Genomic DNA, 23,850 nt, shown 5'->3' with positions numbered 1-23,850 from the left:
AAAATACACTGCCAAACTAAAATTCGGTAGCGTGAATAAACGGTATTTCCCATTCACTATTCACCATTCACCATTCACCATTCACCACCTACTGCGTATAAAAATATTTCGACCTGTTGATCTTCAGGTCACGCAACAGGCCCGATTTCGGGTTGATGGTGATATTGAAGGAACGGTAAAGGCCTACCGGCGTAATATTTATGCCCATCTGCCAGCAATGCAATTCGCGGCTAAGGAACATCGTTAGCTGCTGGAGGGAAGAACCGCGGAAATCATAAAAAGTATTTGCCCCTACCTTCCATTTGGGGGAAAGGTTGAAGTCGCCACTTAAGTTGAGACTGGAAGATAGCTGTGTCTGGAAACCGGAATAGTCCTTTTTAGGGGCGGTGATAAAACTAAGTGAATAGGAAATATTAACAGACCAGGGTATTTTAAAATCTGCGAATTCCGCGGGGTTATTACGCACATAATTCAATTGGGCCTGCTGTTCTTCCATGGTCATTGGCAATAACCCGTTTTTTTCCTGTTGTCCTTCAGTCAATTTATTCTTATCATCCCCCTGCTTGCTTTTAAAGCTGGTTGAAATGGCAATATTCCCTGATGTTATCCGCCCTAAGGAAAACCCACCGCCATCCCAGGCATACTGGTTGATCCGGTATCCTTTACTGTCAGCTTTATAAGGGTCCATACTGGCCGATGCCGTTATATTGATTTTTTCAAACAGGGTACTCCTTACATAAAAACTGATAGGCGCTAACCTGAAAGAATCTGCCAGGAAATTGTAATTGGTAGATAACCCGAACCCGTCAAGCAGTTTCACTTTTTTAATACCTTCTTCCGTAGTATCCGTTTTCGACTTTACTTTCATTTCAAGGTTATTATCGAGGTTAAAGCTTAACCCCCCAAATTCACCCGCACTAAACGGACCATACAAACTACCGGCATATTTACTGGCATGAAGCAGTCGCCCTGTAGTATCCGTCTGCACATAATAATAATCCTTCCCGTTAAGGTCGGGATGGTAACTGGCACTGACGGATGGACGTACCACGTGCCTTATGGCCCTTACCCGGCTATTCTTTCCGAAATTATTGAACATACCAAATATGGCGGTGTTCAAACCAACACTGAACGAAATATCCCTTGCAGTGTAGAATCCTTTACTGATGGAAGAATCAACCTTATTAGTGGTAGGATTCCAGGTGCGGAAAAACTGCTGGGCATACCATCTTTCGGTATATGAAAATCCAGGCGATACCTGCAATGGACCAAGGGATGGCAGTGCCAGGGTAATGGGTATACTATGCTGCGCACCCCATTGCATAGTATCTATGAATGTCCCAAATGTAAAAAGGCTGTCATAAAAGGAAGCCTGGTTCCTGAACTGCGAGTTTAATCCGATACCCAGCTTTTCATACCATTTGGCTTCCCCTACGAATTCTTTTTTCTGGAACGGATAAAAATTGTTCACTGTAAAGGATCCGTCTGGCAGGCGGATATTTACCTGCCGGGTATTGCTGTTCTGGTCATGACCGGCACTAAGCGACAGGTTAAACTTGTTGTTCCAGTTTTTGGTATAAGTGATGGATGAGTATAACTGGTTCTGGAAATTTATGGATGGGTTACTGCCGACAAGTTTATTGTATTGCGTTGAACCAGCATTCACACTGGCCGAGAAACTGGTACCCGGCCGGGCTTTGGAATCAGCAGAATGGCTCCACTGGATATTGAAACTCTGGTTAACATCATACTCTTTTTTGGGATCATTACTTAATATCCGGGTATGCTGGATCGCAAGGTTTAACCGCCCCTGGTAGCGGTACCTTACCCGGTAGGATGGTGTTAGTGTTGCCCGCCACCCCCCATAGGAATAAAGGTCTCCCCTGAACATGGCATCAAACATATCATTCAGCACTTTATAGTAACCCAGTCCTTCCAGTCCGACTCCGTATTGGGCATTGGTCGTAAACTGTGGTGGTAGTATCCCGGAATGCCTTCCCTGGGAAAGCGGGAAGAAACCAAAAGGTATATAAATAGGTATCGGTACGCCTTCAAATTCCGGATGGATCGGGCCACTTATTGCAAGCTTCTTGTTCACCAGTTTCAATTTCTTGGTGCGAAAGGCAAAGTGCGGCGTGTCGAGGTTACAGGTAGTAAATCGGCCTGAAATTGCGTAGAAATCAGTGAGGTTAATTTTTTTGATGCGTTCACCCCACACATACATTTCTCCCTGCTGGGTAAAAGTGGTCTTGGTTAATCCCTTCTGTGATTTGAAATTATAGGTAATCGAATCGGCGTCCATATTACTTTCTCCTTGCACAAAATGTGGTTTACCCACCATTTTGCCTGCCGAATCCCTGGTAAATGTAGCCAACACTATCTGGGTTGGCTGATCCAGTTCTATTTTGGCTGCAGAAAGGTCAAGGTCTTTGTATTTGGTGGTTGCGTTTGAGTAAAGTGATATCTTTTTTGTCGGCACATCCAGTACCATGGAATCGGTGGCAGTGTAAGTAACAGGACCGTCAAGTGAATCTTTTGACAATTTAACATTTAGAGTGTCTACCTTTTGAAAGGTCTGTATTCCGGTATCTCCCTGCTTAACTGGCACTGTATCGGGCCTTGCAGGCACAGTTTGGGGCCTCACTGGCACTGTATCGTTACCTGCTTGTGTTAATTGGATGTAAAATATTGGCGAAACGTAATAATTCGCTGAAGATAAGAGCGTTAAAGTGCAAAGTAGCAGCGTAAAAAGCCCAATTGAAGTATATTTTAAACTAAATTTGCCGCCGTTATTCATATTATTGAATGGGGGCAAAAATAGTGATTCAGACTTTAATCCGCTATGAAGAAACTTAAAACCCATTAATCAAAGGATATCTTATGATGAAAAAGATCAAGACCTGTTTAGCTATATCTTTTGCTGCCGGGTGTTTGCTAATGTTATCACAATCCGTTCTGGCACAGAAGAATGTTATCCGTACTGTAATAATTGATCCGGGTCATGGCGGTATCGATCCGGGTGCAAGGGGCTTGTTTTCTACTGAAGCAGAAGTTGCGCTTTCCATCAGCCTGAAATTGGGTGCGGCCCTCGAAAAAGAGTTCCCCAATATTAAGTTCGTTTATACGCGCACTACCGATGTACTGCCCGGCGGCGCTACCAATGTAAGGCAGGGACTTGTTAACCGGGCCAATATGGCTAATGACCTTAAAGGTGATCTATTTATAGCCATACACCTGAACGCCACCGGCCAGAAAGCAGGCGGATGGTATGCAAAAAAAATTGTGGGTTACAAGCCTAAAGTGGTATACACAGGCTCGGGTAAGCGCAGGAGGAAGAAACATATCCAGGAACCCATATATGAATCATATTATGTAAAAAACACCCGCGTTGGCACAGAAACCTATATCTGGGCCGCAGACCGGAGTGACGAGAAAAGTGAAAATGTAGTATTGGGCGGCGAAGAAGGTGGTGAAGACGAACCGGTTGATGACCCCAATAATATACTTGACCTTAATTCACCGGAGGCTAAAATCAGGGCGCAATTGTATACAAAGTATTTCTTCCGTAATTCAGCACTGCTGGCTTCCATGGTGGAAGATGAATTTTCAAAATCGGGCCGTTCAAGCTTCGGCGTAAAACAAAGGAATAATAAAGGGATCTGGGTCCTTCAGGCAACAGGAATGCCAAGTATACTGGTAGAAACCGGTTTCATTACCAATAAGGAAGAAGAGGAATACCTGAACAGTGAAAAAGGACAGCAGGAAATTGTTGAAAATATTTCCGGGGCATTCAGGCGCTACAAGCAGGAACTGGAAGCGTCAAAGCATAACACCCATGCCGCTGCCGGCAAATAATTTAATACATTTGGGCAGGTCCGCTGGCCTTATCAACCATTAAACTCATACGGATGAAAATTTCTAATGAAACCAAAATCGGTGTCCTGGCTGTTGTCGCAATTGCCATCCTGATTCTTGGCTTCAATTTCCTTAAAGGCAAAAACCTTTTCGAGAAAAATGATAAGATCTATGCTATTTTTCAGAAAGTGCCCGGACTCGAAGGTTCAAACCCGGTACTGATTAATGGATTGCAGGTTGGAATGGTGTATAAAATAGAAGAACGCAGCAAAAACCTCTCCGATGGCATATTGGTGACTATTAACCTGGCCCGCGATATCAATATCCCCAAAAACTCTGTAGCCGTAATTAATACAGAACTGCTGGGCGGTGCCTCTATCATTATTGAACCGGGTAACGCTGCTGAATTCCTGCAAAACGGAGATACCCTGGCCAGCCGTATTAAAATGGGTTTACTGGATGATGTTAGTGGCAGTATCAACCCGGCGCTGCGTTCCCTCGACGGCACACTGCTATCACTTGATTCTCTCATACAGGTGGCTGGTACCTATTTTGATCCTAACACGAAAAACAACTTTCATAAAATTTTTGCCAACCTAAGTGCTGCCTCGGCTTCACTCAATACGCTGATCACTTCCCAGAACAGCAACCTGAACAAGACCCTGGCACACGTTAACAGTATTACAGGCAATCTCGACAGCAATAACGGAACCATCACCAATACCCTGTCTAACCTGGAGAAAACCACCGACCATTTTGCCAGCCTGAAACTGGACGAAACGCTTAATTCACTGAACAGTGCAGTAACCGGACTAAACGGTGTTCTGGCCAAAGCCAACAGCAAGGATGGTTCAATCGGGCTTTTACTGAACGACAAACAATTGTACAATAACCTCGAAAGCACATCCCGTAGCCTTAATATTTTGCTGGATGATTTAAGGGTGCACCCCAAACGCTATGTAAACGTTTCTGTCTTTGGAAAGAAAGATAAAAGCACTCCCCTTTCAGCGCCGCTTCCACCCGATTCTTCTTTAAACGCCCCTAAGAAATAATTAATGAGGATCCCCGGTTTTGTGTTATTTTTTTTGGCGGCAATACTGGCGCAGCATTCCCTGTTCGCACAGGTTACTGCAACCACACCCGGCGATACCACACAGGTAGTATTGATTAAACACGCCGACAGGCTGCGATATGAGAAAAAAGATTCCGCTACAGAACTGCAAATGCTTTCGGGTAATGTTTATCTAGAGCAGGGAAGCACCAAATTTTATTGCGACAGCGCAGTGATAAACAGGAACACCGGCGTGGTTGAGGCTTTTGGGAAAGTGCACATTAATGACGCAGACAGCATCCATACCTATTCAAATTACCTTATTTATTATTCAGACACACGGAAAGCCTTCCTGAAAAAAAATGTAAAGCTTACCGACGGCAAATCTGTTTTAACAACAAACGACCTTGAATACGACACAGATACCAAGATCGGCATCTACACCAACGGGGGTAAAGTAGTCAGCGAAAAGACTGTGCTGACCAGCCAGGAAGCCACTTATTACGGCGATATGAAAGACGTGTACTTCAAAAAGAATGTGAAGATGCGCGATCCGCAATACGATCTGGATACCGATTCACTTTTATACAATACCGATTCACAAATCGCCACTTTCATTACAAAAACCCATATCAAGGCAGACTCCGGAAGAAGGGATGTTGTAACTTCTGAAGGGTATTATGACCTGAAAAAGAAGAATGCGAAATTCGGGCAAAGACCTGTTATTAAAGACGGCAGTACACTGGTTACCGGCGAAGAAGTGGGCTTTGATGATGTAACGGGTGAAAGTTACGCAAGGGGGAATGCTGTTTTCCGGGACACCGCCCAGGGCTTTTCTTTACTGGCCAATGACCTGAAGTCAAATAAAAAGAACAACACCCTGATGGCCACGCAGCATCCGCTGATGATCATCCAGCAGGACAAAGACTCTATTTACATGACTGCGGATACCCTTTATTCAGGGCGACTGACAGATATGGCAGGATTTGAAAAAACATTCTTAACTCCTGAGGGCATTACTAATGATAGCCTGCAACGTGATAGCCTGCAACGTGACAGCCTTTACAAACCCGTCGTCCTTAATGCAAAGGATACGAGCAACCGTAACCGTTATATCCAGGCCTTCCACAGGGTGCGCATTTTCACTGATTCACTTCAGGCAGTTTGTGATAGCATGTTTTATTCCGGGGTGGATTCTGTGTTCCGGCTTTTCCAGAACCCTGTTACCTGGGCCAATGGCACCCAGGTTACCGGCGATACGATGTACCTGTTTACCATGAATAAAAAACCACAGCGCATCCGTGTTTTTGAAAATGGCATGGTGATTAATAAAACTGCCGAAAGCTATTTCAACCAGTTAAAGGGCAATACCATCAACGGGTATTTTATTGATGGTAATATTGATTACATGCGTGCAAAAGGATCAGCTGAAAGTATTTATTATATACAGGATGAAGACAGTGCCTATTCTGGCGTAAATCGTTCAACGGCAGATATTATTGATATTTACTTCCGCAATAAGGAGTTAAGCCGTGTGGTATTCAGGAGCGATGTGAACGGTACCCTGTATCCCTTCCGGCAGGTGAACCACCAGGAAATGAGGGTCAGGGCATTTCAATGGTTAGAAATCCGGCGACCTAAGACTAAGTTTGAATTATTCGAAGAACCCTCCCAAACCGAATAGCGCAATATGGCAGCAATACCGCGAATCAGGCACATCCTCCGGAACCAATTCCTTAGTCCGATCCAGGAATTCATCAAAGACAGCCGCGCGGTAGGGATTATATTACTGGCCTGTACCCTGCTTTCTATTATACTTACTAATACCCATTGGTCGGAAGCATATCTCCAACTGGTAGAACGCGAAATTCATATTGGGGATGGATTATTACATCTTCCGCATACCCTCCTGCACTGGATCAATGATGGATTAATGGCATTCTTCTTTTTCCTGGTTGGTATGGAAATAAAAAGGGAACTGGTGATTGGCGAATTGTCTTCTATTAAAAAAGCCAGTTTGCCGGTTGCTGCTGCATTGGGCGGGATGATTGTCCCTGCTCTGATTTTTACCGCTTTTAATAAGGGGACTCCCTTTCATTCCGGATGGGGAATTCCCATGGCCACCGATATAGCGTTTTCATTAGGTGTTGCATCCTTGCTCGGGTCAAGGATCCCGGTATCCTTAAAGATATTCCTGATGGCATTGGCTATAATCGATGACCTGGGAGCCATTTTAGTTATTGCTTTATTTTATGGTGGTTCAGTAAGCTGGTTTTACCTGTTAGCAGGGGCGATTATTGTTGCCATACTTGCCGCCCTGAATAAATTCAACCTGAACCGGTGGTGGGTTACAATGATAGGTGGATTAGTTCTTTGGTATTGTATTTATAATTCTGGTATCCATGCTACCATTGCAGGTGTAGTTACCGCTTTCCTGGTGCCCCTTGACCGGCTGAGCAATTATGAACATAAATTTCATGATCCCGTAAACTTTATTATCCTGCCACTTTTTGCCCTGGCCAACACGGCCATTATCATACCAGGCAACCTGCTGGAGTCCCTGACCTCAACATTAAGCTGGGGAGTGCTGGCCGGCCTGGTCATCGGAAAACCATTGGGCATAACTCTCTTTTCCTGGGCAACTATCAAAATGGGCTGGGGTGAACAACCTGCGGGAACAACACTCTTCCAGTTGCTGGGCATTGGTGCCCTGGCAGGTATCGGTTTCACCATGTCAATCTTCATTACAATGCTGGCCTTCTCAGATGCCGAACAACAAAATATTTCCAAGCTGGCTATCCTGCTTGGCGCTGTTATTTCCATTATTGCCGGACTGTTACTTCTCCAGGTCAGCACCCGCGGGGTGAAGGTGGAATAATGATAAGATTTCAGGTGAAGAAAATATAGGCGATAATAATCGCGGCAATCACACCTATAAAATCCGCAATCATGCCTGCCCAGATGGCATACCTGACTTTTCGTATACCCACACTGCCGAAGTACAGCGCGATGATATAAAATGTGGTATCGGCCGATCCCTGGAATATACTTGCAGCCAGCCCGGGAAAGGAATCAGGCCCAAGTGATGGATTCTTGAATATATCCAGCATCATTCCCCTTGCGCCACTTCCGCTGAATGGTTTCATGATCGCTACCGGTAATGCAGGAACGAAGGCAGTATCAAACCCCAAAGCCTGTATACACCAGGCCAAACCGCTGATCACATATTCCAGGGCACCGGAATCGCGGAAAACCCTGATGGCCACCAACATGCCCACCAGGTAAGGAATGATTTTCAACACCACATCAAAGCCGGTTTTTGCGCCTTCTATAAAGGCATCAAACACATTGATCCTTTTCCAGGCTCCCCCAACAATAAAGCTCAGGACAATTACCAGCAGCAAAAGGTTTCCTACAACTGTGGTGAAGGTTTCTTTTTGCTGGGGGGACAGGTGGTTGATATAAAACAATAGCAGGGTAACTGCAGACAAGGCCGAAATCACCCATACAAATAAAACGGTGTCCCATTTGATTTTCTGCCAGATACTTACTACGGCAACACTGGCCAGCGTGGTAACCAGTGTACCCAGTACACAGGGAATAAAAATTGCCGCAGGTTGCGTGCTGCCTGCAGATATTCGGTAAGCAATAATGGTTAAGGGAATGATCGTAAGTCCGGATGTATGCAGCACCAGGAACATTATTTGTGCGTTGGTGGCTTTTTCCTTTTCAGGGTTCAGGCTCTGCAGGCTTTCCATGGCTTTTAACCCAAACGGGGTTGCAGCATTGTCAAGCCCCAGCAGGTTTGCCGAAAAATTCATCACCATTTCGCCCATGGCAGGATGGCCTTCCGGCACACCTGGAAATATCCTTTTCATCAATGGATTCACAAAGCGGGCCAGGAACCTTACTGCGCCGGCCTTTTCAGCAATATTCAACAAGCCCAGGAAAAAAACCATGGTTCCGGTAAGTGGAAATGCAACATCAAGGACAGACGATTTCGCTGAATCAAAAATGCCATCCGCCAGGCGCCTGAAAATTTCAATATCCCCGAAAAAAACCAGCTTGATAAGGGCAACAATGAAAGCAATAACAAAAAATGCGATCCAGACGATATTCAGGGCCATGGGAGAATTTTAGTGAATGGTGAATAGTGAATGGTAAATAGTGAATAGATAAGACCGGAAGATACTTCTTTTCCCCATTCCCCGCTTACCGCTTACCGCTTACCGTTTACCCCACATTTCCCTATCTTTGCGGCCCGAAACAGGAATTAGACATTATTAATAATTTATATTCATGGGATTACAAGCAGGGATAGTTGGATTACCGAATGTGGGCAAATCGACCCTTTTTAATGCAGTAAGCATCAGCGCAAAGGCGCAGGCCAGCAATTACCGGTTCTGCACCATTGAACCCAATGTTGGTTTGGTGGATGTTCCGGACCCGCGTATTGATAAACTGGCCGAGCTGGTTAAACCCAACCGCACTGTCCCCACGCAGATTGAGATTGTGGATATAGCCGGACTGGTGAAAGGTGCCAGCAAAGGAGAAGGACTGGGTAATAAATTCCTGGCGAATATCCGGGAAGTGGATGCAATCGTACATGTGATCCGCTGTTTTGAAGACGAGAATATCCTGCGTGATGAGGGTCCGATTAACCCCGTAAACGACAAGGGGATCATTGATACCGAACTGCAACTCAAAGACCTTGATAGTGTTGAGAAGAAATTACAGCGTACCGAAAAACTGGCCCGAACCGGTGATGCAAAAGTTAAGGCAGAATATGAAGTGTTGAAACAATGCTATGCTCAACTGGAAGCCGGGAAGAATATCAGGGAACTGAACCTTAGCAAGGAAGACCGTACTGCCATTGCAGACCTTTTCCTGCTTACTGAGAAACCTGTTTTATATGTAGCCAATGTTGATGAGCCATCGATGCATACCGGGAATAAATTCTCTGATGCACTTAAGGTTGCTGCTGAAGCTGAACATGCGGAAGTGATTATTATGAACAACAGCATTGAGCAACAGATTGCAGAACTGGAAGACCCGGATGACCGTGCACTGTTCATGGAAGAATACCACATGAAAGAACCTGCACTGAATAAACTCATCAGGGCGGTTTACGAACTTCTGCAACTGCAAACCTATTTTACTGCAGGTGTGCAGGAAGTGCGGGCCTGGACCATTCACGAGGGTTGGAAAGCCCCACAGGCAGCCAGTGTGATCCATACTGATTTTGAAAAAGGATTCATCAAGGCAGAAGTGATCAGCTTCGCCGATTTTGTACAATATGGCTCAGAATCCGCCTGCCGCGATGCCGGCAGGTTGCGCATCGAAGGAAAGGAATATGTGGTGAAGGATGGTGATGTGATGCATTTTAGGTTTAATGTTTAGGGTGAGCGGTAAACGGTAAACGGTAAAAAAAAGCTACAGGAAAATCCTGTAGCTTTTTTATTTGAGTATCACGGTTCACCGCTTACGGCTTACGGTTCACTGCTCACCCCTACGGTACAAACGGCAGCATAATCTGGTCAATCTTATGGTACACACCATTAACCGCATTATTATCTGCAGAAATAATTTTCGAAAAAGTTGGGTTAACATATCCCTTCACACCCTGCGTAATATCTACTACTATCGGCGGTGTGGGGTTAGGATAATTTACCAGTTTCAGGAAAGTATTAATGGGTGTAGGTGTAGCTGGCAGGTTTACTGAAAATGCCCTTGAAAACGTAATATTTGAAGGCGGAAGCGCATCCAGGACATGTATATGATAGGCCAGTATACCAATCAGTTTTGGAATAGGGATATACTGTATCCAGGAAATATCCGAAGTAGGAAACCCAAGCATTAAAAGGGCATTCCGGAAGGCATTATTATCCGGCGCAAATACCGTGAAATTGGTGACCGGGTTGGACAGCAATTGCGAAAACTTTGATCCATCTGGCATACCAAGGTCGGCACGGGTGATGGCTGCCATCATATAAGAAAGGCTGGTATCGCTGGCTAATGCCTCAAATAAAACCTTGGCTGGCGGCATAACTACTGTAAACACCGGACGGAGAACCCCGTTAGAGGCTACAACATCCGGCGCCGCAACACCCGGAAGAACCAGGTTGACAGGTATGTTGTTAACATATGACGAATTCCCCCTGCGTGAAGGAAATGTATTCATTTTTACAATGGCCGGCGCACCTGGCAATTGCAATAGCGTTGGCATCTCCACATTGGGAAAAGTTTCAGGAATTGAAGCTGCAGGCAATGTCTGGGCAATCACATGATAACTCAGTACCGCTGCCAGTTGTTCCGCAGGCAAGGCATTAATCACTGCCTCACTGATCCCGGCATAGGCCAATCCATTGTTGTCCGGCGCAAACAAGGTTAATTTGGAAGTCGGATTGGATAGCAGGGGCATTAACCCGGCTTTCGATGCAGCCAGTTTTAACAGTGAATAATTTGCATCAGTGGTAATGAGGTCCGCAAGGGTTGGACCGGATGGCGGTGTTGTATCGATATCCTCCACCTCCTGGATCTTATTACAGGCGGTGATCAGGCTGAATACAGCCATAACCAGCACTGCACCCCGGGAATATTTTTTTATTGTTGTAAACATGTTACTTGATTTGATGGTTTCTGTTAGAAAATATTATACCCGAAAGAAACATAATACAATCCACCTACGAAGCTGTTACCAACAGCATTGAAATAGTATTGGTTCAGGATATTGTTCCCTCCGATTTTAACCACCGATTTGATTTTCGGTAACCGGTAGCTAACCTGTGCATCAAGTGTATTTATGGAATTAACACTGCCATTTGCAAAGTCGCCCTCATAGTAGAAAGCATCCTGCCAGCGGTAACTTACACTGGCGCCAAAGCGCTTGCTTTTTCCCAGTGCATTGTTGGAAATACTGGCATTGAAACGGTATTTCGGCGAGTTAAAGAAGGCCACATAATTGGCAGGAACATCCTGCAGGATATCAGAAGAAAAGTTCGCGCCTATTGTAAATGCTTTGTATATCCTGTAATCCAGCCCGAGGCCATAACCATAGGTCGTTACTTTATCAGATATATTCAGGGGAATTGAAAATGCCTTGTCCGTAGCCGGATTTGGCTCTGCCCCTCTTTTCTGGAATACAGTTGTCCGGGCCAGGAAATCATTATAGGTTCCGTAATAGCCATAAACGTCTACCAGCAACCGGCCTTTTGCATGCAGGCCCTTATAACCAAGTTCATACGACGAAACTGATTCAGGCTTGAAGGTGTTGAACTTGTATGTCGCACCGGCACTTCCATCCGCATTGAGGGTATATGGTGCATTCTTGTCAAAACCATAATAAGTCTGGAAGCTCTTATCGCCGCCAATCAGCTGCACACCGCCTCCAATCGTAAGGTCAATCCATTGTTGCTGTGTGGATGGGAAGCGATAGGCTGTCTGGTAAGAGAACCGGATATTGCTGTTCTTGGCTACACTGACAACCGCAGTTGCCCTTGGCGTAAAACGGCCTTCAAAATTCTGGTTCTTATCATAGCGGCCGGAGAATGTCAGCTTCAACTTATCGTTGAAGAACCTGCGGCTTGCCTGCAAATAAGCACCAATTTCCCAAATACGGATCCGTCCTGCTGAATCCACAAAAAGTGTACCCTCTGAATTCAGGCTATAAACTTTGTAGTTACCACCTACAAGAACATCGGCAACTTTACTGGTTACAGACGATAAATTATACTGGCCTTCGAGTTGGTACATATCAGACTTTTCAATGAAAAGTCCGCCACCGCTGGAAATCGGAATACCACGGATCTTATCAAACAGCTGCTTGAACTGGTCTGACCCGGCTGCCGGACGTCCCTGGTCTGCCACTGAACGGGCTTGGGTATGCGCATCCAGGTCTCCCATTCCAGCCATCTTTCCCGCCAGGTAGGCTTGTGTATATTCCACCAGCCAATCGGTAGGTTGCGGATTTGGCACACCATCCTTAAAGGTAATCGTCGGCTTCCAGGCCTCATTTACAAGGCGCGTTGTTACGGTTGCATTGAAGGACTGGCCTGCATTTTCCTGGGTAGTGTATCCCCGCAGGAACCAATTTTTGCCATTCAGTTCAAGTTTATACTGGCCCATTTTAAAATCCTTGAAAGAATAGCGGTCACTTCCTGTATATACCGTATTACCGGTACCCCAGTTACCTGCAAAAACCGCTTCCAGCTTGTCGGTAATCTTATAGTGAAAAGCACCCCCAATCTTGAAGTTTAGGGTCATGGGGTCAATGATATCCTTTTCATCATATCCTGTCCGCGATACATTTATCGGGGATCCCATCATGGTATTGATATAGGGTTGCAGGAAATACGCCTGCTGGCCGATTCCTTGTAAAACAGCACGGATATCCGCTGTTGTTTCATCACCATACACATTTACCCCGTCATAATTCGGGTCTGTCTCGCGGGTTCCTTTAATCACTCCCTGTCCTGTTGGACTGAGCCTGTCATAGTTCCTTTTGTCCGCTGCTACCCAGTCTTTCGCCTGGATGTATTCAGCAGTGATTTTATAGGCAAACTTTTCACTTACTTTATTTGCCCAGCGAACCGACCAGTTATGGTAGGCCGACGGATCGTTGTAACGGCCATCAGTATTCATAACACCCTCCTTGAGCTGGAAGGAAAGCCCGGTATATTTAAATGGATTCTTACTGGTAACCAGCAGGGTTCCGTTCATACCACCTGGTCCATATAATGCAGATGATGCACCTGGCAGTAATTCCATATTGTCTACATCGAGTTCAGAGGTACCGATGATGGCACCAACAGAGAAGTTCAGTCCGGGTGCCTGGTTATCCATGCCATCCACCACCTGGTTGAAACGGGTATTACCGCTTCCGCCAAATCCGCGCGTGGTTGGTGTTTTGAAGTTCAGGGAGGAGGTTACTACATCCACACCTTTCATATTTGCTACAATATCATAATAAGATGCAGCAGGCGCAATCCGGATGGCTGCGGCATTCACCCTTTCAATGGATACCGGTGATTCCAGTATCCTTTCCGGAACTCGGCTCGCAGAAACGACAACCTCAGTTCCCAACGATGAAGTTGGTGCGATTTTTACCACCACTGCTTCTGCAGCATTGGTAACAACCACTTCCTGGCTTTCGTAACCGATAGAAGAAATAATTAAGGTTAATGGAGGCTTCTGTGTGGTAGTAAGGGTGAAGTTCCCTTTATCATCGGTAAATGTACCGGTGGTTGTTCCTTTAATTGTTACTGATACTGCAGGGACGACTTCCTGGTTGGTGCTGTTTTTTACATTTCCGGTAATAGTTATTGTCTGGGCAAAAGCAGCAATCGAAAAGAAGACGGCCAACAGCATGCAAGCAATTTTGCTGTAGGTTTTTCTCATACCTCTTGTGTTTTAGGTTATATTCTCTTACAAAATAAGGATTTCTATCATCTAATGAATTTTTTTAGTGGGTGGGTTGGCAACTTTCGGTTATGGGTTGGTAACTTAGCACAATGGCAACATTTCAATTCCCCAACCAAACCGCTTTCTACAAAGGAAAAGTCCGTGACGTGTACACGATCAATGATCGCCTTTTGGTGATGATTGCTTCCAATCGCATCTCTGCATTCGACGTCATTCTTCCTGAACCTATCCCTTATAAAGGACAAGTTTTAAACCAGATAGCTGCATTTATGCTTCAGGCTACCACCGATATCTGTCCGAACTGGCTGCTCTCTGTGCCCGCGCCTAATGTGTCTATCGGTAAGAAATGTACGCCTTTTAAAATTGAAATGGTTGTGCGTGGCAACCTTACCGGGCATGCCTGGCGGACATACAGCAGCGGGAAGAGGGTTTTATGTGGTGTTGCTATGCCGGATGGGCTTAAAGAAAATGATTATTTTCACTCCCCTATTATCACGCCTTCCACCAAAGCTTCTGAAGGCCATGACGAAGATATCTCTAAAGAAGACATCATTGCCACAGGCTTAGCCAGTGCCGCAGACTGGGCAGTACTGGAAAAATATGCCCTGCAATTGTTTGCCCGCGGTAAGGAAATTGCAGCAAAACAGGGACTTATCTTAGTGGACACCAAATATGAATTCGGGAAAATTGGTGACACTATTTACCTGATGGATGAGATCCATACGCCCGATTCATCCCGCTATTTTTATGCAGATGGATTTGCAGAAAGACAGGCAGCCGGCGAAAAGCAAAAACAACTGAGCAAAGAGTTCGTGCGCGAATGGCTTATCGCTAACAATTTCATGGGTAAAGAAGGACAAACAGTTCCCGTGATGGACAAAGAATGGGTAACGACGATCAGCAAACGATATATTGAATTATACGAAAAAGTGATTGGCAAAAAATTTGTTCCCGAAGAACTTAGTGATGGGGAAACAAAGCAGAGGATTGAATTGGCATTGGAGAAATTGTGAATAGTGAATAGTAAATTGTGAATAGTGGGCCTCCGTTTTCCCATTCACCATTCACCATTCACCATTCACCCAAATTAAACACCATGACCCCCGACACCATCTTCCGCCTAAGCAGTATCCTGGCCCTCATTGGCTGGATTTCCCTGCTTATCTTTTCCAAAACCCTGTGGATCGGTAAAGTGCTTACGGGTACCATCGTTACTCTTTTTGCGTTGCTGTACACCTGGCTTATTGCCACTAACCTGGACAGTTTTTCAGCGGACAGCTTCAACTCGCTGGACAATATTTCCAACCTGTTTCACAGCCGTGCCGCGTTGCTGGCGGGCTGGGTCCATTACCTGGCCTTTGATTTATTTACCGGCATTTTCATAGTGAATGACGCCCGCAGGGAAGGCATCGGCTTCTGGCCTCTCCTGCCCTGCCTGTTCTTTACATTTATGTTCGGTCCGTTTGGACTTTTGCTTTACCTGCTCCTGCGCTGGTATGAAAGAAAATCATGGTTCGGGGGTACAGAATAATCTATGGTTAATTTAACAACCAATAAATTACCTGCCTGGAAAAGCCTGCTCATCCAATGTAAAAGCAGGAACAGGGTTTTATATTCCGCCGGGCTGCTTAGCCTCCTGGGCGCTTTCGTTTGTGGGTTGCTGGTAGTTTTTTCAAACCTGCAGGTTTTGGGCGTAAACGCGTTTGTAAAGCCTTTCAAATTTTTCGGGTCAATTTCAACGGTCTGTTTTACCATGGCCTGGATCCTGGTTTACCTGAACAACCAGAAAACGGTAAAAATTTACAGCTGGGTACTCGTATTTGCCATGGTCATTGAATTGGTGATTATTACCGGCCAGGCAGCACTTGGAAAAACTTCCCACTTCAATACGGCAACCCTGCTGGATGGCATCCTTTTCCAGCTTATGGGCATTGCCATAGTTGTTTTCACTTTATGGACCGGCTGGATCTGTTACTGCTTCTTCCGGCAAAAAGAATGGCCCATCTGGATGAGCCCAGGCTATCTCTGGGGCATGAGGCTTGGCCTCCTCTTCTTCGTAATATTCGCATTTGAAGGCATGCATATGGTGTACCTGAACCAGCATACGATTGGTGCACCCGATGGCAGTGCCGGGCTTCCCCTGACCAACTGGAGCCGCGAATTCGGCGACCTGCGGGTACCACATTTTTTCGGCCTGCATACCCTGCAATTATTGCCACTGGCAGGCTATTACCTTTTCCCGAAAAAAACAACCATGGTCATCATGGCCATCACCTGGCTTGCCTTTATCGCCCTGCTCTACTGGCAGGCTTTGCAGGGTTTTCCAATTATTCCGTAGTTTTCAGGGATGAATACGCGAACCATCTCCTATATCGTTTATACATTGTTGTTAGTGCTTCCGCTGTGTGCGTTTTCCCAGCACCTGGATACCCTGCAACCAAAGCCGGGTATTAGTTTCCGCGGACTCAGCGTTGTGAATAACAGGCTGCTTTGGGTGAGTGGCAATAAAGGCACTGTCGGAAGAAGTACCGATGGCGGGAAATCTTTTTCCTGGATCCCCGTGAAAGGCTATGAAAAGCGCGACTTCAGGGATATTGAGGCTTTTGATGTGGTTACTGCGGTGATCATGGCAGTGGATTCACCCGGACTGATTCTTCATACCCACGACGGGGGTGAAACCTGGCAACAAGTGTATCGCGATAACCGTTCCGGTATTTTCCTCGACGCGATGGACTTCTGGAAAGATAAACAAGGCATGGCCATTGGCGATCCTATTGGTGGCAAAACAGTACTGCTGTCTACCGGTGATGCCGGGGAACACTGGACGGCTATTTCGCCGGAGATCCTTCCCAAGCCAGATTCCGGCGAAGCATGTTTTGCCTCCAGCGGCACTAATATAAAGATCCTTTCAAAAAATAACTTTGCCTTTGTTACGGGCGGATTAAAGTCCAGGGCTTTTATCCACCGTGATAATCATGACTATTGGGTGGACCTGCCACTGGTACAAAAAGCCAATAGCACCGGTGCCAATTCACTGGCCATAAAGGGATCCGGGCGCACAAAGAATCCCCGGCATATGGTAGTGGTCGGCGGCGATTTCACCCATGATAGCAGTCGAGCCGGGAATGCAGCCATAACCAGTGATGCTGGCAGGACCTGGGCCGTTCCTGAAGAGCCCCCATTCGGGTACCGGTCATCCGTAACCTATATAAAAGGCAAAAAACTGATCGCCTGTGGTACTTCCGGTGTGGATGTATCCTCAGATGGCGGCCGCCACTGGCGCAATATCAGCAAAACCGGCTACCATGTCTGCCAGCGTTCGAAAGACGGCAAAGCTGTGTACCTCGCCGGCGGCAATGGCCGGATGGCCGTGTTAAACTGGTAGCCGGAATACCCGTAAATTTGCAAAAGATGAATTATTTTGAATTATTTGGCTTCCCGATTAGCTTTACCATAGACCAGGCTGCACTGAAAAAGAAATTTTATGAGCTAAGCCGTTTGTACCATCCCGATTTTTTTGCACAGGCCGGATCGGAAGAACAGGCCGATGTGCTGGAGAAATCAGCCATGGTGAACAGGGCGTATAAAACTTTTCTGAACAAGGATGCCACGATTCAATACCTGCTGGAATTAAAGGGATTCGTCGAGCTCGAGGAAAAGTTCCAGTTGAATCCGCTGTTCCTTGGGGAAGTGATGGATATCAACGAACAGCTGATGGAGCTGGAGATGGACCCGGAACCCGCAGAACTGGCGAAAGTGGAAGCCGCAACCAATGAATTATTAAAAACAATATACCATGACGTTGAAGGGACTCTGGCAGGCTATCAGGAAGGTATTACTCCCGAAAAAGCGCTGCTGCCAGTAAAGGATTACTACTACCAGAAAAAATACTTGCAGCGAATTTTGGACAAAATAGCTGCTCTCCGTAATATTGCACCCCGCGAGTGAACGCGGCAACTAGCCCAGATGGCGGAATTGGTAGACGCGCTAGACTCAAAATCTGGTTATCGCAAGGTAGTGCAGGTTCGATTCCTGTTCTGGGCACAGAATATTGAATACGAGTTTTAGAAGGGTTCCTGATTAATTCAGGGACCTTTTTTTATGCCCTGGATTTGATTGCTATATTCTTGTTGTTACGGCCATGTATTGAATAGTAACAAGGATTAGTTCAAAGTCCTGTATTCATTGGGCGACTGCCCTACCCTTTGCTTAAATAAACGGGTAAAATGTTGGGGATATTTAAATCCTAGTTCATAAGCAATTTGATTCACAGATTTACTGTGATCGAATATTCTTTCTTTAGCAACATCAATCACCTTTGCCTGGATATAATCCTGAGCTGTTTTACCTGTTTCCTTTTTTATTAAATCGCCAAAGTAGCCAGCTGATAAATTTAATTCATTGGCACACCAGGCTACAGAAGGCAACCCAATTGTTTGTGGTTTGTCAGTCTGGAAATACTCGTTCAGCAAATGCTCAAACCTTTCCAAAATACCCTTGTGTACATTTTCACGGGTAATAAATTGGCGGTCGTAAAAGCGTACACAATAATTCAAAAACAAGTCAATGTTTTGTACTATCAACCGCTTACTATGAGTGTCGATGGCATGTTCCAATTCATATTCGATTTTTGAAAAGCAATCCAACACAATTTTTCTTTCCCGTTCCGATAGATGAAGTGCTTCCTTTGATTGATAGGTGAAGAAACTATAGTCATTAATATGGCGTCCAAGGGAAGTACCGTGTATTAAATCGGCATGAAAGATAAGGGCATAACCTTTCGGTTGGTAGGTTTCTCCATTGCTGTTAAGGCCTGCGACCTGCCCTGGAGCGAGAAAAACCAATGTGCCTTCCTGGTAATCATATGTATTACGACCATAAATAAGGTCGCCGCATTTCACATCTTTCAGAAAAATGGTATAAAACCCGAAGTACATTTTTGAACCCTGCCGGGGATTTGCTTTTGACAAATCCACAACACTCACCAGCGGGTGGCGCGTTTCATTGTTATTGAATGCGTTGTAATCGTTAATCGTTTCGAAGCGCCGCAGGTCATCCATAAATCAATGTTTAACTCCTGTAAAATTAAAGCTTTGTTTATGCTTTCATTACTGTGCAGCTCCAAATAAGCAATATTGGTAGAAGAAACCGGAATCCGTATACCATCCTGGCGGGAAAATGCAATGACCTTTAAGCGTACTTCATAATGTTAAACCTGATTAAGCCTACCAACCAAATAAAAAGTTAACGATGAAAAATGTATCATTCGGTTTTATGCTGATTCTTATCGCATGTTCTTTACATGCTCAGCAAACAGAAAGCAAAGCACCGAATACTGTTGTTAACGCTCCTACGGTCACTATGCCCACGGTTCGTACCAATTACGGAGTCTTGCGTGGCGTTACCGAGGGGGAAGTCTCTATTTTCAAGGGCATACCTTATGCGGCAGCACCGGTTGGCGATTATCGCTGGCGCCCGCCACAACCTTTTCCTGCATGGAAGGGAATACGTGACGCAAATAAGTTCGGCGCAGACTGTGCGCAGTTGGGCTTTCCCCGCGGCGCCGACTCAATCTCGAAGACCTCATCGGAAGATTGCCTGTTTCTCAATGTGTGGGTACCTGCAGGAACCAAAGAGGGTTCAAAACTGCCCGTCATGGTGTGGATCCACGGCGGTGCTTTCGTGTTCGGCAGTGGTTCCCAGCCTGACTTTTCTGGTGAGAAATTCGCTCAACAAGGCGTCATTTTGGTCACATTCAACTATCGTCTCGGGCGCCTCGGCTTTTTCGCCTTCCCTGCCCTAAGCAGTGAGCATCCGGAAGAACCGAAAGGCAACTACGGTTACATGGATCAGGTTGCTGCACTCAAATGGGTGCAAAAGAATATCGCCGCATTTGGAGGCGATCCGGGGAATGTTACTATTTTCGGTGAGTCTGCCGGTGGTGTGTCAGTTCATTCACTCCTGGCAATGCCTGCCGCAAAAGGACTTTTCAAAAAGGCAATCATCGAGTCTGGTGGTGGCCGGAATGGTGTCCTTACCGGTAGACCAATACATGAAGAAAATGCCGATCCCTATTACCCCGTTTCGGCAGAAACCATCGGAATAAACTTTGCCCGCAAATACGGCATCGAAGGCACTGATGCAGCCGCACTGGCTAAGCTGCGTGCGCTTACTGTTGCCCAGGTTGTAGATGGAGGCCAGGAAACCGCTGGCCCTGGTGGTCCGGCTACCTACCCGGGTCCGATTCTCGATGGTAAGCTGGTTGTGGAAACTGCGCAGAGCGCATACGAGGCCGGCAGGCAGGCAGGCATTTCGCTGATAATCGGATCGAACAGTGCAGAGGTTCCGGCAGGTTTCGTTAATGCCCGTTCAAAAGATGAATTGTTATCATTGTTTGGAAGTATGAAGAACGAAGCGTCGACAGTCTACGATCCTGATGGCAATGCTGATTTTGCAAAAATGCTCACGCTGGTAAATACTGACAAGGTTTGGGCCGAGCCTGCCAGGTTTACCGCAAATGCCTTTACAGCAAAAGGCTATCCGGCCTATATTTACCTGTTCTCCTACGTTTCTCCTCCAATGCAAGGGATGATGCGGTTTGGCGCCGGGCATGCCTCCGAAATTGGCTATGTTTTTAACAATCTAAGGGGGTGGAATGGAGCCACTGTCGCAGAAAAAGACAAGGAGGTGGCCAAAATGATGAACACTTATTGGGCAAACTTCGCCAAAACAGGAAATCCTAACGGTGCCGGACTGTCGAAATGGTCAACCTATGATCCCAAAAGCGGCGAGATATTGGAGTTTCAGGCTGATGGTTCGGCTGTCAGTAAACCAGACCCAAGAAAAGCAAGATTAGATCTAATAGAAAAGGCAGTCAGTTCCGGGAACTTACACTAACCGTTATCAATAAACAATCTACAGCATCAGCAATAATGGTAGAGAAAACCGAAATCCATATACCGTCTGCGCAGTCAAATAGGTAGAGCTTTGTAATTACAACTAAACAAGAGATGCAAGTAGTAAAATTAAATAACGGTGTAGAAATGCCCATTCTGGGATTTGGTGTCTTCCAGGTAACTGATTTGGCGGAGTGTGAAAGAAGTGTAATAGATGCAATTTCAACCGGCTACCGATTGATTGATACAGCACAATCGTACGGCAATGAAGAAGCTGTTGGAAACGCAATAAAAGCAAGTGGTGTGGCAAGAGAAGAATTATTTATCACGACTAAACTATGGATTCAGTCGGATGGATCTAAGGGAACAAAAAAAGCATTTGAAAACTCATTGAAAAAATTAAAACTGGATTACCTGGATTTGTATTTGATTCATCAGCCATATGGTGATGTTTATGGTGAATGGAGAGCCATGGAAGAATTGTATAATGAAGGAAAGGTAAGAGCAATTGGCGTCAGTAATTTTCATCCGGACAGGCTGATTGACTTAATCATTCACAACGAAATAATTCCTGCTGTCAACCAAATTGAAACGCATCCTTTTCACCAGCAAATTGAAACACAACAATTCTTACAGGAAAATAAAGTACAAATAGAATCATGGGGGCCATTTGCTGAAGGCAAAAACAATATTTTTCAAAATGAATTACTTCGTTCCATCGCAACAAAGTACAACAAAACGATTGCGCAAATTATTTTGCGCTGGCTAATACAACGGAATGTAGTCGCTATTCCAAAATCAGTTCGTAAAGAACGAATGGCAGAGAACTTTAACATCTTCGACTTTGAATTGGGTACAGGCGACATGGATGCAATCAAGGCGTTAGACAACAAAGTAAGCGCATTCTTCGACCACCGCGACCCCAAAATGGTAAAATGGCTGGGAGAAAGAAAATCAAGCAATTAATACACTAAAAAATAAATTATGAAATCATTACTTCTTGGACTGTTCCTGGTAATTACAGGTGTGCAATCGTCCTATGCACAGCCAACCGAAACAATTAAAACTGCCGCGAAAATTACACCTGAACAACAGGAAATTATCAACCTTTCAAAACAGAAATGGAATTGGATGGCTGACAAGAATGTAGACTCCTTAAATGTGCTGTTTGATGAAAAATCCATGTTCATCCACATGGGAGGAACCTGGGGAAAAACCCAGGAGCTTGCCACTATAAAAAGCGGGGGTATCTGGTATAAGAAAGCCGAGGTTTACGCAGTTATAGTGAACATGTTCGGCAACACCGCTATCCTGTTGAATGACATTGACCTCGTGGCAGTAGTTGGCGGACGCGAAGTCACCAATCCTTTTATGGTCACTGAGGTATACCTCAAAGAAAATGGCAAATGGAAGATGGGGTCACTCACTTTCTCACATTTGATGAGGCCCGTTAAATTGAATAGCAATGATAACAACCAGCCTCAGCCGCAACATTAATTAACGCGAACCTGAATTATTTGAATCCATGGAACCTTTTAAAACCTGGCTTGACCTTAGCCGGGGTATACAGTCATTTTGAAGTAGAACGAATTCCCGGTGAAGCGCTTTTATCAATTCGAAACAAAGTTCGGCTGGAATATCGACCAGGAAACCGGTCGGAATCTGCCAGGCAAAAATGCGTTTTTAAATCACCACAAAGACAATAAAGAATTACCGAAATGAAAAATGTTGTTGTTCTATCGGCAATCTTCAACCTATGTATTGCATACGGTTGCACCCACGCACAAACTGTATTTTCAAAAAAAATATTGATAGTGTATTTGTCACGGACAAACAATACAAAAGCAATTGCAGAAATCATTCATAAAAATACTGGCGGTACATTGGTTGCACTTGAGTTGGAAAAGCCTTATCCCGAAAATTACAAGGCCACCGTACAACAGGTGGTAAATGAAAATGAGACAGGTTATTTACCACCATTAAAAACCAGGATTGACAGCATTCAAAAATATGATCTTGTATTTGTGGGCTTTCCTACCTGGGATATGAAGATGCCGCCACCGATGAAAAGCTTTTTACACCAGTATAACCTAAGCGGGAAAACGGTAATCCCTTTCAATACAAATGCTGGCTATGGTGTAGGAAGTGGTTTCGAAACTGTAAAGGAGCTTTGCCCTGACAGCAAGATACTCGAAGGATTTGCAATAACGGCTGGGGCGGAAAGAGATGGCCAGTATCTTGTTATCAAAGATGAAAAGGCCAAAGAGGCAGAAACCAAAGTGAAGAAATGGTTGCAGAAAATAAAAGTAATTAATGAAGCACCATAAAAATCAGACATTAACCGATAATGGATTCTGCAATTTGCCTGCGATGGGTTTACCTGGGTTTTTGCCTGGGCCGGTGTTACAGCACCCACTCACGGAATACAAGTTCTTTACTGAGGGAGCCTTTGAATTTTCCGGTAACAAAAATCAAACCACAACCACTATTTTTCTTCAATTATGTGACGGTCTGTACCCATTCCTGTGACGGGCTATACTCATTCCTGTGATGAATGTCTGTTTTACCTCGAAAACACCTCTTTGCCTCCTCTTTGGGTCCTCTTTGGGTCCTCGGAAAGACCTCCGG

19 protein-coding genes and 1 tRNA gene are annotated in these 23,850 nt (G+C 45.3%); 15 read left to right on the top strand and 5 right to left on the bottom strand.

The window, feature by feature from the left end; genetic code table 11:
• Positions 1 to 88: 88 nt before the first annotated feature.
• Complete coding sequence (locus tag LAQ65_RS02930; protein ID WP_224115438.1) at positions 89 to 2,542, bottom strand: putative LPS assembly protein LptD; 2,454 nt, start codon at positions 2,540 to 2,542, stop codon at positions 89 to 91.
• A 338-nt stretch (positions 2,543 to 2,880) separates the two neighbouring features.
• Here LAQ65_RS02930 and LAQ65_RS02925 point away from each other — a divergent pair, with 338 nt between their 5' ends.
• The 4 genes from LAQ65_RS02925 to nhaA are packed head-to-tail and all read left to right on the top strand — an operon-like array spanning position 2,881 to position 7,784.
• Complete coding sequence (locus tag LAQ65_RS02925; protein WP_224115437.1) at positions 2,881 to 3,855, top strand: N-acetylmuramoyl-L-alanine amidase family protein; 975 nt, start codon at positions 2,881 to 2,883, stop codon at positions 3,853 to 3,855.
• Between the two features lie 53 nt (positions 3,856 to 3,908).
• On the top strand, positions 3,909 to 4,907 hold the full coding sequence (locus LAQ65_RS02920; RefSeq protein WP_224115436.1) for an MlaD family protein: 999 nt from the start codon (positions 3,909 to 3,911) through the stop codon (positions 4,905 to 4,907).
• Between the two features lie 3 nt (positions 4,908 to 4,910).
• Positions 4,911 to 6,590 (top strand): OstA-like protein, encoded by a 1,680-nt coding sequence (locus tag LAQ65_RS02915; protein ID WP_224115435.1) that lies wholly within the window; start codon positions 4,911 to 4,913, stop codon positions 6,588 to 6,590.
• Positions 6,591 to 6,596: 6 nt separating this feature from the next.
• Entirely contained in the window at positions 6,597 to 7,784 is a 1,188-nt protein-coding gene (gene nhaA, locus LAQ65_RS02910; protein WP_224115434.1) for a Na+/H+ antiporter NhaA, read from the top strand.
• A 10-nt stretch (positions 7,785 to 7,794) separates the two neighbouring features.
• Here the strand turns inward: nhaA and LAQ65_RS02905 are convergent, their stop codons facing one another.
• Entirely contained in the window at positions 7,795 to 9,033 is a 1,239-nt protein-coding gene (locus tag LAQ65_RS02905; RefSeq protein WP_224115433.1) for a nucleoside recognition domain-containing protein, read from the bottom strand.
• 172 nt (positions 9,034 to 9,205) lie between these two features.
• Between LAQ65_RS02905 and ychF the strand changes: the two genes are divergently transcribed.
• Positions 9,206 to 10,306, top strand: coding sequence for a redox-regulated ATPase YchF (ychF, locus tag LAQ65_RS02900; protein WP_224115432.1), 1,101 nt, complete (start codon positions 9,206 to 9,208; stop codon positions 10,304 to 10,306).
• Between the two features lie 109 nt (positions 10,307 to 10,415).
• Here the strand turns inward: ychF and LAQ65_RS02895 are convergent, their stop codons facing one another.
• Together LAQ65_RS02895 and LAQ65_RS02890 are read right to left on the bottom strand one after the other, a co-directional pair.
• On the bottom strand, positions 10,416 to 11,525 hold the full coding sequence (locus LAQ65_RS02895) for a fasciclin domain-containing protein (RefSeq protein WP_224115431.1): 1,110 nt from the start codon (positions 11,523 to 11,525) through the stop codon (positions 10,416 to 10,418).
• A 23-nt stretch (positions 11,526 to 11,548) separates the two neighbouring features.
• A complete protein-coding gene (locus tag LAQ65_RS02890) occupies positions 11,549 to 14,302 on the bottom strand; it encodes a TonB-dependent receptor (RefSeq protein ID WP_224115430.1) in 2,754 nt (917 codons plus the stop codon).
• A 113-nt stretch (positions 14,303 to 14,415) separates the two neighbouring features.
• On the opposite strand from LAQ65_RS02890, the gene LAQ65_RS02885 reads away from it, so the two are divergent.
• From LAQ65_RS02885 to LAQ65_RS02860, 6 genes are all read left to right on the top strand, one after another.
• The gene (locus LAQ65_RS02885) at positions 14,416 to 15,339 is read left to right on the top strand and encodes a phosphoribosylaminoimidazolesuccinocarboxamide synthase (protein WP_224115429.1); all 924 of its coding nucleotides are present in this window, start codon (positions 14,416 to 14,418) and stop codon (positions 15,337 to 15,339) included.
• 83 nt (positions 15,340 to 15,422) lie between these two features.
• Entirely contained in the window at positions 15,423 to 15,857 is a 435-nt protein-coding gene (locus LAQ65_RS02880; RefSeq protein WP_224115428.1) for an ABA4-like family protein, read from the top strand.
• Positions 15,858 to 15,860: 3 nt separating this feature from the next.
• Positions 15,861 to 16,664 (top strand): hypothetical protein, encoded by an 804-nt coding sequence (locus tag LAQ65_RS02875; RefSeq protein ID WP_224115427.1) that lies wholly within the window; start codon positions 15,861 to 15,863, stop codon positions 16,662 to 16,664.
• 9 nt (positions 16,665 to 16,673) lie between these two features.
• Positions 16,674 to 17,711, top strand: coding sequence for a YCF48-related protein (locus tag LAQ65_RS02870; RefSeq protein ID WP_224115426.1), 1,038 nt, complete (start codon positions 16,674 to 16,676; stop codon positions 17,709 to 17,711).
• A gap of 26 nt (positions 17,712 to 17,737) precedes the next feature.
• A complete protein-coding gene (gene hscB / locus LAQ65_RS02865; RefSeq protein WP_224115425.1) occupies positions 17,738 to 18,274 on the top strand; it encodes a Fe-S protein assembly co-chaperone HscB in 537 nt (178 codons plus the stop codon).
• Between the two features lie 12 nt (positions 18,275 to 18,286).
• Positions 18,287 to 18,370: transfer RNA gene (locus tag LAQ65_RS02860), tRNA-Leu, on the top strand.
• 119 nt (positions 18,371 to 18,489) lie between these two features.
• Here the strand turns inward: LAQ65_RS02860 and LAQ65_RS02855 are convergent.
• Positions 18,490 to 19,386 (bottom strand): helix-turn-helix domain-containing protein, encoded by an 897-nt coding sequence (locus LAQ65_RS02855; RefSeq protein ID WP_224115424.1) that lies wholly within the window; start codon positions 19,384 to 19,386, stop codon positions 18,490 to 18,492.
• Between the two features lie 190 nt (positions 19,387 to 19,576).
• Between LAQ65_RS02855 and LAQ65_RS02850 the strand changes: the two genes are divergently transcribed.
• The 4 genes from LAQ65_RS02850 (at position 19,577) to LAQ65_RS02835 (ending at position 23,549) form a co-directional block, all read left to right on the top strand.
• The gene (locus tag LAQ65_RS02850; RefSeq protein WP_224115423.1) at positions 19,577 to 21,223 is read left to right on the top strand and encodes a carboxylesterase/lipase family protein; all 1,647 of its coding nucleotides are present in this window, start codon (positions 19,577 to 19,579) and stop codon (positions 21,221 to 21,223) included.
• A gap of 113 nt (positions 21,224 to 21,336) precedes the next feature.
• Positions 21,337 to 22,188 carry an aldo/keto reductase gene (locus LAQ65_RS02845; protein ID WP_224115422.1) on the top strand — a complete coding sequence of 284 codons (852 nt, stop codon included), beginning with the start codon at positions 21,337 to 21,339 and terminating at the stop codon, positions 22,186 to 22,188.
• An 18-nt stretch (positions 22,189 to 22,206) separates the two neighbouring features.
• Positions 22,207 to 22,719: a nuclear transport factor 2 family protein gene (locus LAQ65_RS02840; RefSeq protein ID WP_224115421.1), complete on the top strand. Its 513-nt coding sequence runs from the start codon at positions 22,207 to 22,209 to the stop codon at positions 22,717 to 22,719.
• Between the two features lie 221 nt (positions 22,720 to 22,940).
• A complete protein-coding gene (locus tag LAQ65_RS02835; RefSeq protein ID WP_224115420.1) occupies positions 22,941 to 23,549 on the top strand; it encodes a flavodoxin family protein in 609 nt (202 codons plus the stop codon).
• The last annotated feature ends 301 nt before the right edge of the window (positions 23,550 to 23,850 follow it).

Source organism: Flavihumibacter profundi, from assembly GCF_020076305.1.
GTDB lineage: Bacteria > Bacteroidota > Bacteroidia > Chitinophagales > Chitinophagaceae > Flavihumibacter > Flavihumibacter profundi.
This window is presented reverse-complemented; position numbering and strand designations above follow the sequence as displayed.